16 protein-coding genes are annotated in these 13,742 nt (G+C 47.9%); 15 read left to right on the plus strand and 1 reads right to left on the minus strand.

Annotated features, from left to right (window positions below; all coding sequences use genetic code 11):
- The first annotated feature begins 58 nt into the window (after window positions 1-58).
- From sigY to ACAN55_RS09845, 14 genes are all read left to right on the plus strand, one after another.
- The gene (gene sigY / locus ACAN55_RS09780; protein ID WP_379131403.1) at window positions 59-595 is read left to right on the plus strand and encodes an RNA polymerase sigma factor SigY; all 537 of its coding nucleotides are present in this window, start codon (window positions 59-61) and stop codon (window positions 593-595) included.
- Window positions 585-923, plus strand: a complete 339-nt coding sequence (locus ACAN55_RS09785; protein ID WP_379131406.1) for a DUF5345 family protein — start codon at window positions 585-587, stop codon at window positions 921-923. The genes sigY and ACAN55_RS09785 overlap by 11 nt, the downstream gene beginning before the upstream one ends.
- Window positions 916-1,137: a hypothetical protein gene (locus ACAN55_RS09790; RefSeq protein WP_379131409.1), complete on the plus strand. Its 222-nt coding sequence runs from the start codon at window positions 916-918 to the stop codon at window positions 1,135-1,137. The genes ACAN55_RS09785 and ACAN55_RS09790 overlap by 8 nt, the downstream gene beginning before the upstream one ends.
- Window positions 1,137-1,328, plus strand: coding sequence for a PLD nuclease N-terminal domain-containing protein (locus tag ACAN55_RS09795; protein WP_379131412.1), 192 nt, complete (start codon window positions 1,137-1,139; stop codon window positions 1,326-1,328). Before ACAN55_RS09790 ends, ACAN55_RS09795 begins: the two co-directional genes overlap by 1 nt.
- Window positions 1,328-2,245 (plus strand): ABC transporter ATP-binding protein, encoded by a 918-nt coding sequence (locus ACAN55_RS09800; RefSeq protein WP_379131414.1) that lies wholly within the window; start codon window positions 1,328-1,330, stop codon window positions 2,243-2,245. The genes ACAN55_RS09795 and ACAN55_RS09800 overlap by 1 nt, the downstream gene beginning before the upstream one ends.
- Window positions 2,242-3,024 (plus strand): ABC transporter permease, encoded by a 783-nt coding sequence (locus tag ACAN55_RS09805; protein ID WP_379131416.1) that lies wholly within the window; start codon window positions 2,242-2,244, stop codon window positions 3,022-3,024. Before ACAN55_RS09800 ends, ACAN55_RS09805 begins: the two co-directional genes overlap by 4 nt.
- 159 nt (window positions 3,025-3,183) lie before the next feature.
- Complete coding sequence (locus tag ACAN55_RS09810; protein WP_379131418.1) at window positions 3,184-3,567, plus strand: ATPase; 384 nt, start codon at window positions 3,184-3,186, stop codon at window positions 3,565-3,567.
- A gap of 149 nt (window positions 3,568-3,716) precedes the next feature.
- Window positions 3,717-4,004 carry an Asp-tRNA(Asn)/Glu-tRNA(Gln) amidotransferase subunit GatC gene (gatC, locus tag ACAN55_RS09815; protein ID WP_379131421.1) on the plus strand — a complete coding sequence of 96 codons (288 nt, stop codon included), beginning with the start codon at window positions 3,717-3,719 and terminating at the stop codon, window positions 4,002-4,004.
- 29 nt (window positions 4,005-4,033) lie between these two features.
- Window positions 4,034-5,491 (plus strand): Asp-tRNA(Asn)/Glu-tRNA(Gln) amidotransferase subunit GatA, encoded by a 1,458-nt coding sequence (gene gatA / locus ACAN55_RS09820; protein WP_379131424.1) that lies wholly within the window; start codon window positions 4,034-4,036, stop codon window positions 5,489-5,491.
- A 29-nt stretch (window positions 5,492-5,520) separates the two neighbouring features.
- Window positions 5,521-6,957 carry an Asp-tRNA(Asn)/Glu-tRNA(Gln) amidotransferase subunit GatB gene (gene gatB, locus ACAN55_RS09825; protein ID WP_379131426.1) on the plus strand — a complete coding sequence of 479 codons (1,437 nt, stop codon included), beginning with the start codon at window positions 5,521-5,523 and terminating at the stop codon, window positions 6,955-6,957.
- Window positions 6,958-7,047: 90 nt separating this feature from the next.
- Window positions 7,048-7,518: a GNAT family N-acetyltransferase gene (locus ACAN55_RS09830; RefSeq protein ID WP_379131428.1), complete on the plus strand. Its 471-nt coding sequence runs from the start codon at window positions 7,048-7,050 to the stop codon at window positions 7,516-7,518.
- Between the two features lie 46 nt (window positions 7,519-7,564).
- Window positions 7,565-9,514 carry a DUF4097 family beta strand repeat-containing protein gene (locus ACAN55_RS09835; RefSeq protein ID WP_379131431.1) on the plus strand — a complete coding sequence of 650 codons (1,950 nt, stop codon included), beginning with the start codon at window positions 7,565-7,567 and terminating at the stop codon, window positions 9,512-9,514.
- A gap of 125 nt (window positions 9,515-9,639) precedes the next feature.
- A complete protein-coding gene (gene perR / locus ACAN55_RS09840) occupies window positions 9,640-10,068 on the plus strand; it encodes a peroxide-responsive transcriptional repressor PerR (protein ID WP_379131433.1) in 429 nt (142 codons plus the stop codon).
- 182 nt (window positions 10,069-10,250) lie between these two features.
- Entirely contained in the window at window positions 10,251-11,969 is a 1,719-nt protein-coding gene (locus tag ACAN55_RS09845) for a glycosyl hydrolase family 18 protein (protein ID WP_379131435.1), read from the plus strand.
- Between the two features lie 109 nt (window positions 11,970-12,078).
- On the opposite strand, the gene ACAN55_RS09850 is transcribed toward ACAN55_RS09845, so the two are convergent.
- Entirely contained in the window at window positions 12,079-12,444 is a 366-nt protein-coding gene (locus ACAN55_RS09850) for a DUF2614 family zinc ribbon-containing protein (RefSeq protein ID WP_379131438.1), read from the minus strand.
- A 75-nt stretch (window positions 12,445-12,519) separates the two neighbouring features.
- On the opposite strand from ACAN55_RS09850, the gene ACAN55_RS09855 reads away from it, so the two are divergent.
- Window positions 12,520-13,449, plus strand: coding sequence for a nucleotidyltransferase-like protein (locus ACAN55_RS09855; RefSeq protein WP_379131442.1), 930 nt, complete (start codon window positions 12,520-12,522; stop codon window positions 13,447-13,449).
- The last annotated feature ends 293 nt before the right edge of the window (window positions 13,450-13,742 follow it).

The raw sequence follows: 13,742 nt of genomic DNA on the forward strand, positions 1-13,742 counted from the left end.
AACGAAATGCAGAAGCTATCCGTATTATTTACATCAACCGCGAAAGGGATAGGGAGCAATGACCCACAGTAACCAGGAATTAATCACTGCAGCCCGGCAGGGGGATGCTTCCGCACTGGCTCAGCTCCTCCGCGACCATTATACCTTTATCTACAGGTATTTGCTTAAGGTCACCCTGGATCCGTCACTTGCCGAGGATTTATGTCAGGATACGATGCTTAGATGCATGGAGAAGATCTCATCTTACCGTTCAGATTCTTCCTTCTCTTCATGGCTGATGACTATCGCTACCCGATTGTTCATTGACCGTCTGCGGCGGCGTAAAGTGGAGAAAGAATGGATATCGAAGCAGGAACAGGGCATCCGGTCGCTAAAGTGGCAATTCGAGAGCCGGAATGAGGAGTTCAGCGATGTCCTGAAAGTCTTGTCCAGGCTTCCGGAGGAACAGAGAATTGCTGTTCTGCTGAAGCATTATTACGGCTATGGTTATGAAGAGATCGGCAACATGCTACAGATTCCCGAAGGAACTGTCAAATCACGCGTAGCCTATGGATTGCGCCAATTGAGGAAGGAGCTGAGACTGGATGAAGAATGACGGAAATAAGGTTCAAGATCCACTGATAGAGAAGCTGACGCTTGAGCTTGAACGCTTGGATCATATGTATGCTGAAATTACACCTCCATCGCTCAGCGCCCTAACCAAGCAGATTGAGGCTGAGGCCGTGAAGCGCCGGACCCGGATGCGTAATGAATTGCTACTGTTCCTGCTGCTCGCGGTAGTCCTCGTTGGAACGTGCCTGACACTTCTTAATGCGGCACCACTTGCCTACCTGGCGCTTCAGGGGATTATTCCTGTAGTTGCACTGGGCGTTGCCGCAATATCCCGTATGTTCCGGAAGGAGAGGGTTCGTCACCATGAATGAGTCACAGGGATTTCCGGCGTGGTTATTCATTCCTTTGGGGATAGCTTTGCTTATTCAAGGGACTCTTTTGTTCCGGGATGCACGGAAAAGAGGAAAGAAGGCGTGGTTCTGGGGGTTATGGGGGATAACGGGTCTGCCGACTCCAACGGTGGTGTATCTCTTAGTGGTTGTATTGCCGGAGATCCGGCGGGAGAATAGAAAGGGGGAATCATAATGAATGAAATCAACTGGGGATTAATATGGCCGTTACTTGCTCTTCAGGTATTATTGGCGGTTATCGGATTGATATCACTGGCGAAAGCGGAAGCCACACGGGGTCCTAAATGGTTATGGGTGCTTATTATATTGTTTGGCAATATTCTGGGCTCCATCATTTATTTTATTGTAGGAAGGAAGAATGTCTGATGTCTTCTTTGCTGCAGGTTAGCCATTTAAGCAAAAGCTTTGGCAAACAGGTATCTGTTAATAATATCAGCTTTGATATTCATCAGGGCCGCTGTACGGCGCTTTTGGGTCCCAATGGGGCGGGCAAAACGACCACGCTGCGCATGCTTGCCGGTCTGCTTCAACCTACCTCGGGAAGCATTGCTTTTGAAGGAATGAAGCCAGGTGCGGATTACCGCAGAACGCTGGGGTATTTACCGCAAGCCCCGTCTTTTTATGGTTGGATGACCGGAGGAGAGTATGTGTCATTTGCCGCCAGACTTAGCGGGTTAAATGCAAAAGAAGCTTCTTCCCTCGGTGCAGCTGCACTGGAGAAGGCAGGATTGAAGGACGCAGCCAGACGCCGGATTGCCGGCTATTCCGGAGGAATGAAGCAGAGACTGGGTCTAGCCCAGGCACTTGTACACCGCCCGCGGCTTCTGCTGCTGGATGAGCCCGTTTCTGCACTTGATCCTATTGGCAGACGCGAAGTAATGGAAATGCTGCATGAGATCCGGCAGGAGACCACCGTTATTTTTTCCACGCATGTGCTTCATGACGCTGAGGAAATATGCGATGATATTATTTTGCTCAATGAGGGAACCATCGCCGAGCAAGGAACGCTTGACGAGCTCCGGTTGAAGTACCGTATTCCCGTGATTCGCCTTCGGGTTGAGAAGCGAAAGGATGCCTTGGATTGGCTGAATTCACTCTCCTCAAGAGCTTTTGTGCTTGAAGGCAGAGTGTTCGGTGAGGACGCTTTTTTAAATGTGAATGATCTGGAAGAAGCGCGCCGCTTTATTATGAAGGAAGCCGCTGATCTGAGCATTCCTCTGCTGAATTTTGAAGCGGGCTCCTCTACGCTTGAGGACTTGTTTATGAAGGTGGTGGGAGCATGAGAAACGGCGTGATTTTATTCCAAAAGGAAATGCTTGAGATGCTCCGCAGCTACAAGCTGGCATGGATTCCGGTGGTGTTCATCATCCTGGGAATCATGCAGCCCTTGAGCACGTATTATCTGCCCGAGATTCTCAAGGCTTCCGGAGATGTGCCTCCTGCTATAATGGAAGCTTATGAAATGCCGGGAGCTGCGGCCACTATGGTTCAAGCCATAGGGCAATACGGAACTATAGGTCTGCTTGTATTGGTTCTGGCCGGGATGAACAGTCTCGCGGGTGAACGAGTTAGCGGAACAGCGGAATTGGTGCAGGTAAGACCGGTTTCATCTCTGTCCATTGTTCTGGCCAAATGGACTGCACTTCTTGTCCTGCTGGTTATCTCACTTGGACTCGGGGCAGGAGCGGCAGGCTATTATACAGAGCAGTTGATCGGAAGCCTTGCATGGAACGATGTGCTGGGGGCCACTGGTCTTTATGGTCTATGGTTATTATGTATTCTTTCGATAACCTTGCTGTTTAGTGCATTCTTGAAGGCCCCTGTTGCCGCATTTTTATCTTTGGCTGCCGCAGCAGGATTATCCCTCGTGAACAGCCTGGTTCCATCGTGGACGGAATGGACACCGGCGCATTTGTCGGGACTTTCCGCTGCGCTTCTTACAGAAGGCAGCGGCGGTTCCAGTGTATCCCTGGGCGGACCACTGATTTCTTCTCTGATGTTTATCGTTCTATGCATTACTGGAACAACGCTGCTCGCAGGGAACAATAAGCTGGGCAATTAAGGCATGCCGTATCGCTCTATGGTAGTTGTTTTCTGCTTTTTCATGATAAATTTCAAACTCTTTTCAAACCTGCCTCCCATCTAGTAGACATCACTATCTTTTTTTAGTAGACTGTTGAAATAAGTAAGCGATGCTAGATTGATTCGAGGAGGTAGGGCGATGCTGCGATTAGGTGAGAAGGTTATTATTATTGCGGATGCTTTTGAGCAGAATCTTCCTATCGGGGATTATGGCTACTTGATTGCTTACGACCGCAACCCGGATAATGCGTTTGATTATGTCATTCGTGTGCCTCAGGCGAACCGTAATTTTTATGTCACTGCGGAAGACGTGGAGGCTGAAGAGGACCTGCTGGTTGAGGAAGCGGAAAGAGCTACAAGAGAAGCTTTAATAGATTACGCTTTGTCTACGTATAATGAGAAGCTGTTCCATCATTTGATGAATGGCGAATCTGTCGATACCGAAGAGCCGGAGACAACTTCACAAGAAAGTATGTCCCAGGCGGAGTTCATCAAACAGGTGAACCTCCGCGCATGGATTTAAGGAAGGCCGGCGAAAGCCGGTCTTTTTTTTTCGGGTTCAACTTATATAAGGACACAAAAGCAACGTCATTGAATTGTCCAGGCTTCTACAATATAATTAGAAACGTTATCCGGGCACTTTAGCCCTTTACACTAGGAGGGATATTTCTTATGAGCATCACGGTCAAGGATGTGCACCATGTGGCCAAGCTGGCCCGGTTGCAGTTAAGCCCGGAAGAAGAGGCGACCTTAACAGAACAAATGAATGCTATTTTACAATATGCAGAGAAATTGAATGAACTCGATACGGAGAACGTCAAGCCGACTACACATGTGCTGCAGGTCAGCAATGTCATGCGTGAGGATATCGTAAAAGAGAGTCTTTCCCAAGAGGCGGCTCTGCTTAATGCGCCTGATGAAGAAGACGGGCAATTTAAGGTGCCTGCTGTTCTGGAATAGTATAACCATATGAGAAGGGGGATGTAATCTTGAGCTTGTTTCATTACCGACTACCTGAATTACATAATATGCTCCATAACAAAGAGGTGTCTGTCAGCGAACTGACCGAAGAATCCTTGTCTGTCATCGCCCGGCGGGATCAGGAGCTTCATGCCTTTTTGACCCTGGATGAAGAGGGAGCCCGGGCCACTGCCCGTGCACTGGATGATAAACTCTCAGCCGGAGATTCCCGCGGACTGTTATTTGGGCTTCCTGCTGGTGTTAAGGATAATATCGTGACTCAGGGGCTTCGCACTACCTGTGCGAGCCAGTTTCTGGCTAACTACCAGCCGATTTACGATGCTACCGTTGCCTCTAAGCTCCGTCAGGCGGACGCTGTCGTAATCGGTAAACTCAACATGGACGAGTTCGCGATGGGCGGCTCTAATGAGAATTCCAGTTTTGGTCCGGTCCGTAATCCTTGGGATCTGGAAAGAGTTCCTGGCGGCTCCAGTGGCGGTTCCGCTGCAAGTGTGGCTGCGGGTGAAGTGTTCTTCTCTCTTGGCTCCGATACTGGCGGTTCGATCCGCCAGCCGGCTTCCTATTGTGGTGTTGTCGGATTGAAGCCAACGTATGGCCTTGTTTCCCGTTACGGCCTTGTGGCATTTGCGTCCTCGCTGGACCAGATTGGACCTGTTACACGTAACGTCGAAGATTCGGCATATGTACTACAGGCTATTGCAGGATACGATGCACAGGATTCCACATCTGCCAAGGTGGATATCCCTGATTATTTAAGCGCACTTACCGGTGACATCACCGGGCTTCGCATTGCTGTACCTAAGGAGTATCTTGGTGAAGGTGTTGACGCTGCAGTCCGTGAATCGGTACTGGCTGCGCTTAATGTGCTTGAAGGTCTTGGTGCGGTATGGGAAGAGGTTTCGCTGCCGCACACGGAATATGCTGTGGCTACCTATTATCTGTTATCCTCTTCGGAGGCATCCTCCAATCTGGCACGTTTCGACGGCGTCCGTTATGGAATGCGGGTGGAGGAAGGCGGAAGCCTGCTTGACCTTTACCTCAAGTCCCGCAGCCGTGGTTTCGGACCGGAGGTTAAGCGCCGTATTATGCTTGGAACCTATGCGCTCAGCTCGGGGTATTATGATGCTTACTACTTGAAGGCGCAAAAAGTACGGACCTTGATCAAACAGGATTTTGACGAAGTGTTTAAGAAGTATGATGTAGTCATTGGCCCGACGGCGCCGACAACGGCGTTCAAGCTTGGCTCTCAAACAGAGGATCCGCTGACCATGTACTTGAACGATATATTGACCATACCAGTCAGTCTTGCGGGCATTCCTGCCATCAGCGTTCCTTGTGGTTTTGCTGAAGGGCTGCCTGTAGGTCTGCAGATTATCGGCAAAGAATTTGATGAGAGTACGGTGCTGCGCGTGGCGCACGCTTATGAACAACATACAGAACATCATAAACAGCGTCCGCAGCTGTAATTACGTTCAAAGGAGGTAAACAGGACACCATGTCATCTAAATATGAAACGGTCATCGGACTAGAAGTTCACGTAGAGCTTCATACGAAATCCAAAATCTTCTGCGGCTGCTCCACGGAATTTGGAGCACCACCCAATACACATACCTGCCCCGTATGTCTCGGTCATCCCGGCGTACTGCCGGTATTGAACCGTCAGGCGGTGGATTACGCCATGAAAGCGGCGATGGCGCTGAACTGCACCATTGGTGATGTCAGCAAATTCGACCGCAAGAATTACTTTTATCCCGATTCACCTAAAGCGTATCAAATCTCGCAGTTTGATCAGCCTATCGGCTTGAACGGCTGGATTGATATCGAAGTGAACGGAGAAACCAAAAGAATCGGCATTACCCGCCTCCACCTGGAGGAGGATGCCGGGAAGCTGACCCACGTTGATGGAGGTTATGCTTCGCTGGTTGACTTTAACCGCGTCGGTACACCGCTCATTGAAATTGTATCCGAACCGGATTTGAGATCGCCGGAGGAAGCTCGCGCTTATTTGGAGAAGATTCGAGCGATTATGCAGTATTGTGATGTATCCGACGTTAAAATGGAGGAAGGCTCCATGCGTTGTGACGCGAATATCAGTCTGCGTCCTGTAGGACAAGAGGAATTTGGTATCCGTGCAGAGCTTAAGAATATGAACTCTTTCCGTGGCGTACTCCGCGGCCTGGAATATGAAGAATACCGCCAAGCTGAAATCCTCGATGATGGTGGCGTTGTCGTTCAAGAGACGCGCCGCTGGGATGAAGCTGGAGGTAAGACCTTGTCTATGCGCGGCAAGGAAGAAGCGCATGACTATCGTTATTTCCCGGATCCGGATCTTATTGTTCTGCATATTGATGATGCCTGGAAGGAATCGATCCGGGCTTCGATCCCTGAACTTCCGGACGCGCGCAAAGTCCGTTACTCCGAGGAATATGGACTTCCCGCATACGATGCGGGCGTAATTACCTCATCTATGCCGCTGGCTGACTTCTTTGAAGGGGCGCTTGGCTTTACGCAGGACGCCAAGTCTGTTGCTAACTGGATAATGGGTGATCTTCTTGCCTATTTGAACGCCAATAATCTGGAGTTATCCCAAGTGAAGATCACACCGCAAGGAATGGGTGAAATGATCGGACTTATCTCCGCTGGAACCATCAGCAGTAAGATTGCTAAAACCGTCTTCAAGGAAATGCTGGAGAGCGGCAAGCTCCCTGCGGTAATCGTTGAGGAGAAGGGTCTTGTGCAGATTAGCGATGAAGGCGCAATTAAAGGGATTGTCGAGGCCGTTGTAGCGGCGAATCCGCAGTCGGTTGAGGATTACAAGGCTGGCAAAGAAAAGGCTATCGGCTTCCTTGTAGGACAGGTTATGAAAGAGAGCAAAGGAAAAGCGAATCCAGGCTTGGCCAATAAGCTTCTGGTAGAAGTGCTGAACGCTTAGTCTTTGGTTCGGGTAATGATATAAGCAGCCTAATGAAAGAGCTTGCCGGGCAGCGGCAAGCTCTTCGCGATATATAAGGAGATCGAAAGAATGAGTGAAATCATCAAGCTGAACCTGAGGGATGATCTGACAGTCAGCGAATTATGGGGCCTGCAGCACAAGGCTTACAGGCTTGAAGCGGAGCTCATAGGATTTAAGGAGATTCCGCCTCTCATGGAAACCATGGACATGCTGCGCCGCAGTGTGGAGATTTTTTATGGAAATATAGGTGTAGACGGTGAATTGTTGGGGGCAGTGGCTGTAGAGGAGGAATCGCCCGGTAAGCTGACAATCACACGGATGATGGTAGACCCGGTTTATTTCGGCCGGGGAATCGCCAGCAGCCTCTTGAACTATGTATTCAACTATTATGGAGAAATGGAGCAGTTCATCGTGTCTACAGGCAAGCTGAACGGTCCGGCGGTATCCTTGTATAAGAAACATGGTTTCATACCGGTAGGAGTAGAAGAAGTTGCACCGGGTGTTGAACTTGTTGAATTCCACCGAAGCGGTAAGGACTAAGTTATGGATCAATATATACATTCTGATAGGAAAGGAGAATCCCTAAATGACAAATGCAACCGGAATGCCACCCTCATCCGAGGAACTCGGGAACACCGCCGATCGTGATACTACTGTACCGGCTGAGGAGAGGGCAATCATCCCTCCACGCCCCAAACGCCGCCCACCCCGGAAACATAAATTTCTAGCCGGGTTGCTTGCTGTCTTCCTGCCTGGGGCCGGGCATTTGTATTTGGGGCTTTTCCGAACTGGGATTTCTCTGATATTTCTGATTCTTGTAGATATTGCCTCGTTGTTATATTTCTCTTCAATCGGCATGCAGATTAATGTCCCGCTGCTTATCCTTCTAGCGCTGTTCATACCTGTAGTTTATTTCTATAACATCTATAATGTCCTGCAGGCCTCTGACCGGATTCTCTACAATCTTAGAACGGCGAACACCTATCCTCAGCATGCGCTTGAACAGGGTATGGAATCTCCAGACAATTCCGTTGAACCTATATCGAAACGTACCGTGTTTATCACTGAACCTGGGCTTTCCTTTGGCCTCCTGCTATTGTTTGGCGGGGCGCTGCTTTTTCTTTTCCGTCAAAAACCTCCTTGGCTTCAGCTGTTTATTGAGAATTACTCAGGTTTGACCATTGCAATGATCCTTCTGGGCAGCAGCCTTACATTAGGAATACGTGAGATATACCGGGGTACAGCTCGTCAGCGGCGTAAGGGGAACAGTAGACGCAGAGTTGGAAGATATACGGCTGCCGCACTGCTTGTGGGTGTTAGTATACTGCTGCTTCTCGATTGGAAAGGAAACCCTGACGCTCTGTTGCTTCTTCTGAAATGGTGGCCGGCTGTCCCTGTATTCTGGGGTCTGGAGTATCTGCTCATGTTTTGGTTCGGAAATCGTCCTATCTCAGGAGCAGCTTTGGCAGAGCATAGGCTCAGGCTTGATTTGCGTGGCCTTGTACTTTCACTGGTGGCAGCGGCTTGCGTTTTTGTAGTAGCTGAGCAAGAACATTATCTGCATTTATGGAACAGGGTCAATCTTAATTTGACTGCAGCAGCAGTGGATTACAGTGAGGCATCAGGCAGCAAGTTTCAGAAACAGCCGCTTATAGTACCCGTAGAACTGAATTCTGCCAAAATTTCTATTAACGCTATCAATGGAGACATTCTGCTACACAAAGCACCTGTGGAGGATATTGAGATCGTCACTACCGTATGGGTGGACCAACTGGAGGGAGTTATGGCTGAAGCCATATCCGATCAGTCGTTTATTGAGGTCTCAGAGGGTCCGACAATTAAACTGACACCTAAAGGCAAGGCCTACGGTGATTCCGGCAAGCGTCAGCCGCGTATGGACATGGATATTTATCTGCCAGAGGACCGCCGGTTCAATCTGGAGGTTCGGACAATGAATGGTGGAATCACACTCCAGAATGTAGAAGCTATCGAGAATATCTCTCTTGAAACAGGCAACGGGCCTGTGATTTTGAATCGTGTATTTGGGAATGTAACAGGTAAAACGTTGAATGGAGAGGTTCGCGTCCGTTCCGTTCAAGGGAGTGTTGAGATTTCGACTGGTGGTGGGGCTATGAATGCCTGGGATATTGCAGGATCGTTAAAGCTTACTACTGCGGTAGGGGATATCGGCGCAATCAACAGCGGGGATGCAATTCATGTCGCCAGTAAAAACGGTAATCTTACAGTTTCGGAAGCCAGAGCAAAACTGCATGCGGAGTCTCTTAACGGGAATATCGATATCCGTTCATCTGCTGTGGGCGGGGAGTGGGATATATACAGCGCGGTTGGTGACCTCAATTTGTATTTGCCTGAAGAGGCCAATTTCAGTATGGATGGCTCCAGCGGATATGGAGATATCATTTCGGAGTTCCCGCAGCTTCCCGTTGACAAGAAGACGATCTCCGGAGAAATAGGAAATGGTGAATTTAAGCTGCATGTTGAAGGAAACAGCAACTTAAATGTGAGGAAATATTGAAATAAGTAATTTTTATTATATAATAATAAATATAATGTAGAAGCCGCGTTGACAATATTCAAGGGCCAGTCTTACAATTACATGTAGATTTGCTAATTTGCTTTCCGTAAAGGGCGGTGACATGGATGGGTAGTGGCGTACAGCATGCATTGGAACAATTGAAGACAACAGGTGTCCGTATTACACCCCAGCGTCATGCGATTTTAACTTATTTGATGGAAGCGATGAATCACCCAACTGCCGATGATATTTATAGAGCGCTTGAACCGAAATTTCCAAGTATGAGTGTGGCGACGGTATATAATAATCTTAAAATGTTTATGGAAGCAGGAATGGTACGCGAACTCACTTACGGTGATAATTCCAGCCGTTTCGATGCTAATGTATCAGACCACTATCATGTAATCTGCCAGGATTGCGGTAAAATAGAGGATTTCAGTTATCCGTCTCTTCACGAGGTGGAGCATCGGGCAGAAGAGGCTACCGGCTTCAAAATCAATGGATTACGCATGGAGTTATACGGGGTTTGCCAAGGCTGTGGAGAGCAGCATTAATAAATTTAAGAACATGAAGTATCAATAACGTGCTGATTCCGTAACCCGGATGAATCACGTTATATTTTTTTGGAAAAATTTTACAGAAACCAAAGGCTCTTTCAAACGTATCATAGAGGTCGGCTGTGCCGATTATGCATGTCATGTATCATTCAAAATCATCTATATACGGAGGACTTAAATTGGACAGAAGACAAAAACAGAGGCGCGGAAGCAGAGGCAGAAGTCTTTTTAGCCGCTTTCTGAGCCTTATTATAATTGCTGCTGCCGCATATTGGGTCATATTCTATGTGATGCCAAACCGCCAACATATCGATCCTGACTGGAAAAATATAGACAAGCCTATTTTCGTCAAGGGGGAGCTTACCGAGTTTTCTGCTTCAGGGTCCGGGGATGGACTGCTGCTGCCATTGCCTTTTCTGCAGGAGTATGTTGATTCATCCATCCGGTATGAAGCCGAGAGTAAGTCGGTTATTTTATCTACAGATAGCGAGCTTTTATACATGCAGGCTGATACCACCGCAGCAAGCTTGAACAATAAACCGCTTCAACTGCGCCTGGCTCCGGAGGAGAAAGGGGATCTCACCTACCTTCCCGCGGAAACGCTGAAAGAGCTATATGGATTTGAGGTTCAGGAGGACAAGTCCACAGGAGCTGTTCAGGTGATGGTTGCCGGAGAAACCGTACCACTGGGTAAAGTTAAAGGTAAAGAGGGCGGAAAGAGCATTGCTCTACGCCAGGAACCCACCATTCACGCACCCATTGCGGCTGACATGCCTCCGGGAAGCATCGTTAAGGTCTGGGATAAGGCAGAGGAATGGCTCTATGTTCAGATGGATAGCGGCTATACAGGGTTTGTTCAAAGCAAGAGTATCCTTTTGGATGGAGATAAAACGGTTGAGCCACAGCCTTCCGAGCCTACCAGAGCCGAGCGGAGCTGGAAAGGGAAGCCGATTAACCTGGTATGGGAAGCTGTTTATGAACGTAAACCGAATCCAGAGTCCATTGGTAAACTACCAGGCATCAATGTCGTCAGCCCCACCTGGTTCCGGATTGTGGATGGGGAAGGCAATGTACGCAGTCAGGCTGATAATGGGTACGTCCAATGGGCCCACAAGCAGGGAATGGAGGTATGGGGTCTGCTGAGCAACAGCTTTGAGGCTGATATGACCACGGTAGCCCTATCAACCTATGAAAAGCGGATGCGGATCATCGTACAGATGCTGGAATATTCCGATTTGTATAACCTGGACGGCATCAATATTGATTTTGAGAATGTGTATACGAAGGATGGGGAGAATGTTACGCAGTTTATGCGGGAACTGAAGCCCATGGCACAAGCCAAGAATCTGATCGTATCCATAGATGTGACTCCCAAATCGAACAGTGAGATGTGGTCTCTATTCCTTGACCGGCGGGCTCTTGGAACAATCGCAGATTTCATTATCGTGATGGCATACGACGAACACTGGGCAGCCAGTCCTGTTGCTGGATCAGTAGCTTCATTGCCGTGGGTTGGTAATTCTATTACTCGTATTATTGATGAAGACGATGTACCGCCGGAGAAGATAATCCTTGGAGTCCCTTTATATACTCGTATTTGGTCGGAAACGAAGAAGGATGGAGAGATTAAAGTAAGTTCCAAGGCAGTGAGTATGAATGCGGCAGCTGAAATTATAAGTACAAAGAAGCTTAAGCCGAAATTAGATCAGGCAACGGGCCAGAACTATATTGAATACAAAGATGAAGGAGTCCCCCGCAAAATATGGATTGAGGACAAGGTGTCCCTTAAAGCAAGGGTGGAGCTTGCCAAGTCCTTTTCGCTTGGAGGCATCGCATCCTGGAACCGCAGCTTTGGCAATCAGGAGGCGTGGGCAGCTTTAAAAGAAATTTTTCAGTAGTGAACTAATACGTTCTTAGGATATTTTCAAATAGCATAAAAAAAGCAAGGGCTCAACGGGACCCTTGCTTTTATGCATATTAAAGCTTTCTTTTAACTCAGAGATTTGGTTACAATTTCGCTTGGTGATGTTCAAGGTGTTCTGCTGTAATGGTTGCCTGTTCCGGGTCCATAGTTAGTATGGTATGGCAGAACATGCAGCGGTCTGTTTTTCCGAGCATCTTGGTCATCTTACCGCATTCCGGACAATCCACCTGAACAGCACTTGTTGAGAGCATTCCGGCCCAGAAATAGATGGCTAGGCTGGCAACCATGGAGATCAATCCAATAACCAGGCCTATAGCGGCAATGATTTTTCCTGCATGTCCCCAAAACACGATACCCGCCGTTCCCAGAATCATTAGCCCCATTCCGAGCATAGTGAGCAGTAGACCCCATGTGCGGAAAGCATTGATTTTAGCTGATTTAAACTTCATGAGTATCTGCTCCTTACTAAATATAGTTCGGGCATACAGAAGGAACTGTGGTGAATATGTAGAATAATATTATAAATGAATTATAGCTTAACAGACGCACAATCGCCATATTTAATGGAGGGAAGCATGGAACTATCCAATTTGACATTATTAAGTGGAGAAACATTTGATGAGAGTGTCCTTGGAGTAGTCGCTTTGCGGCAGCAGAGCAGTACTTCTTTCCAAAGTGCACTTCTTCACGATTACGATATGATTGTAATGATGCTGCATGATGACGTGGAGAGGGGCAAGAATATCAGCCACTCCATAACGGGTGAGGTTAGAACTCAGACTTTGCATGTTGATCTTCCAACCCTGCAGCGGGCAGTAACGGCTGGCGACAACAACGAACTGATTACAAGCCTGATCTCAGGTGAAGTGATTTGGGACCCTCTGGGAATCATGGGGAGTCTTCGTAATACCATTATTAAGTTTGAGAACCCGCTTCGGGAACGTGTGATGTTTATGGAGTTTGCACGCTTTCTGCATATGTATGTGAAAGCTAAACGTTATCTCGGGGCAGGTTGTGTAATGGATGCGTATAACTGTGTTCTGATAGCTCTCTATCATTGGGCGCGTATTGAAGTGAGCGAAGGAGGACGGTTTCCGGAACCTGCAGTCTGGGAACAACTGAGAAGCCAGAATACATCGGTCTACAAGTTGTATGAGGAGCTTACCATCAGTACGGAGACGTTGGAACAGAGAGTGGAGCTAATACTGCTGGCATGTGAATTTTCGCTTATGTCAAAGATGAACGACTGCTCTTCATTTCTTTTGTCCATACTGGGTAGCCGCAAAGAGGCGTGGAGTGTAGAAGAATTGTTGAAACAGTCCGGGTTAAGCCATTTGGCCGCTGAACTTCCGCTGACATTGCGAAAGCTCAGTTCCCGATCATTGATTAGAGAGATTACCTCATGGGCAGATAAAGGAACGAGTGACGGACACGAGATTCGTTATACTATATAATATAAGATAAAATACATGCATGTATGGGAGAGACTTATGTACTCTCTTTTTTTGTTTGGTTTTTAAGTAAAGGAGCGATAAAATTTATGGTTGACTCACACATGGTTCATGTGATAAATTATAACTCGTCCCTCCGAAGAGCTGCATGGCTCCGGAACGTAAGAAAGACAACTGATAAAATTAAAATAAAAAGTTGTTGACTAAAACGAGGACGCCGTGATATATTATAAAGGTCGCTGCTGACAAGCGGCGGTCACGAAAAAGAGACATTGATCTTTGAAAACTGAACAACG

Origin of the sequence: Paenibacillus oryziterrae (assembly GCF_042610485.1) — a bacterium.
Classification (GTDB): Bacteria; Bacillota; Bacilli; order Paenibacillales; family Paenibacillaceae; genus Paenibacillus_AQ.

What these genes read in the sequence shown, in the direction of transcription:
- sigY (WP_379131403.1), top strand. Translation starts at nt 59, where the DNA reads ATGACCCACAGTAACCAGGAATTAATCACTGCAGCCCGGCAGGGGGAT.
- ACAN55_RS09785 (WP_379131406.1), top strand. Translation starts at nt 585, where the DNA reads ATGAAGAATGACGGAAATAAGGTTCAAGATCCACTGATAGAGAAGCTG.
- ACAN55_RS09790 (WP_379131409.1), top strand. Translation starts at nt 916, where the DNA reads ATGAATGAGTCACAGGGATTTCCGGCGTGGTTATTCATTCCTTTGGGG.
- ACAN55_RS09795 (WP_379131412.1), top strand. Translation starts at nt 1,137, where the DNA reads ATGAATGAAATCAACTGGGGATTAATATGGCCGTTACTTGCTCTTCAG.
- ACAN55_RS09800 (WP_379131414.1), top strand. Translation starts at nt 1,328, where the DNA reads ATGTCTTCTTTGCTGCAGGTTAGCCATTTAAGCAAAAGCTTTGGCAAA.
- ACAN55_RS09805 (WP_379131416.1), top strand. Translation starts at nt 2,242, where the DNA reads ATGAGAAACGGCGTGATTTTATTCCAAAAGGAAATGCTTGAGATGCTC.
- ACAN55_RS09810 (WP_379131418.1), top strand. Translation starts at nt 3,184, where the DNA reads ATGCTGCGATTAGGTGAGAAGGTTATTATTATTGCGGATGCTTTTGAG.
- gatC (WP_379131421.1), top strand. Translation starts at nt 3,717, where the DNA reads ATGAGCATCACGGTCAAGGATGTGCACCATGTGGCCAAGCTGGCCCGG.
- gatB (WP_379131426.1), top strand. Translation starts at nt 5,521, where the DNA reads ATGTCATCTAAATATGAAACGGTCATCGGACTAGAAGTTCACGTAGAG.
- ACAN55_RS09830 (WP_379131428.1), top strand. Translation starts at nt 7,048, where the DNA reads ATGAGTGAAATCATCAAGCTGAACCTGAGGGATGATCTGACAGTCAGC.
- ACAN55_RS09835 (WP_379131431.1), top strand. Translation starts at nt 7,565, where the DNA reads ATGACAAATGCAACCGGAATGCCACCCTCATCCGAGGAACTCGGGAAC.
- perR (WP_379131433.1), top strand. Translation starts at nt 9,640, where the DNA reads ATGGGTAGTGGCGTACAGCATGCATTGGAACAATTGAAGACAACAGGT.
- ACAN55_RS09850 (WP_379131438.1), bottom strand. Translation starts at nt 12,444, where the DNA reads ATGAAGTTTAAATCAGCTAAAATCAATGCTTTCCGCACATGGGGTCTA.
- ACAN55_RS09855 (WP_379131442.1), top strand. Translation starts at nt 12,520, where the DNA reads ATGAATTATAGCTTAACAGACGCACAATCGCCATATTTAATGGAGGGA.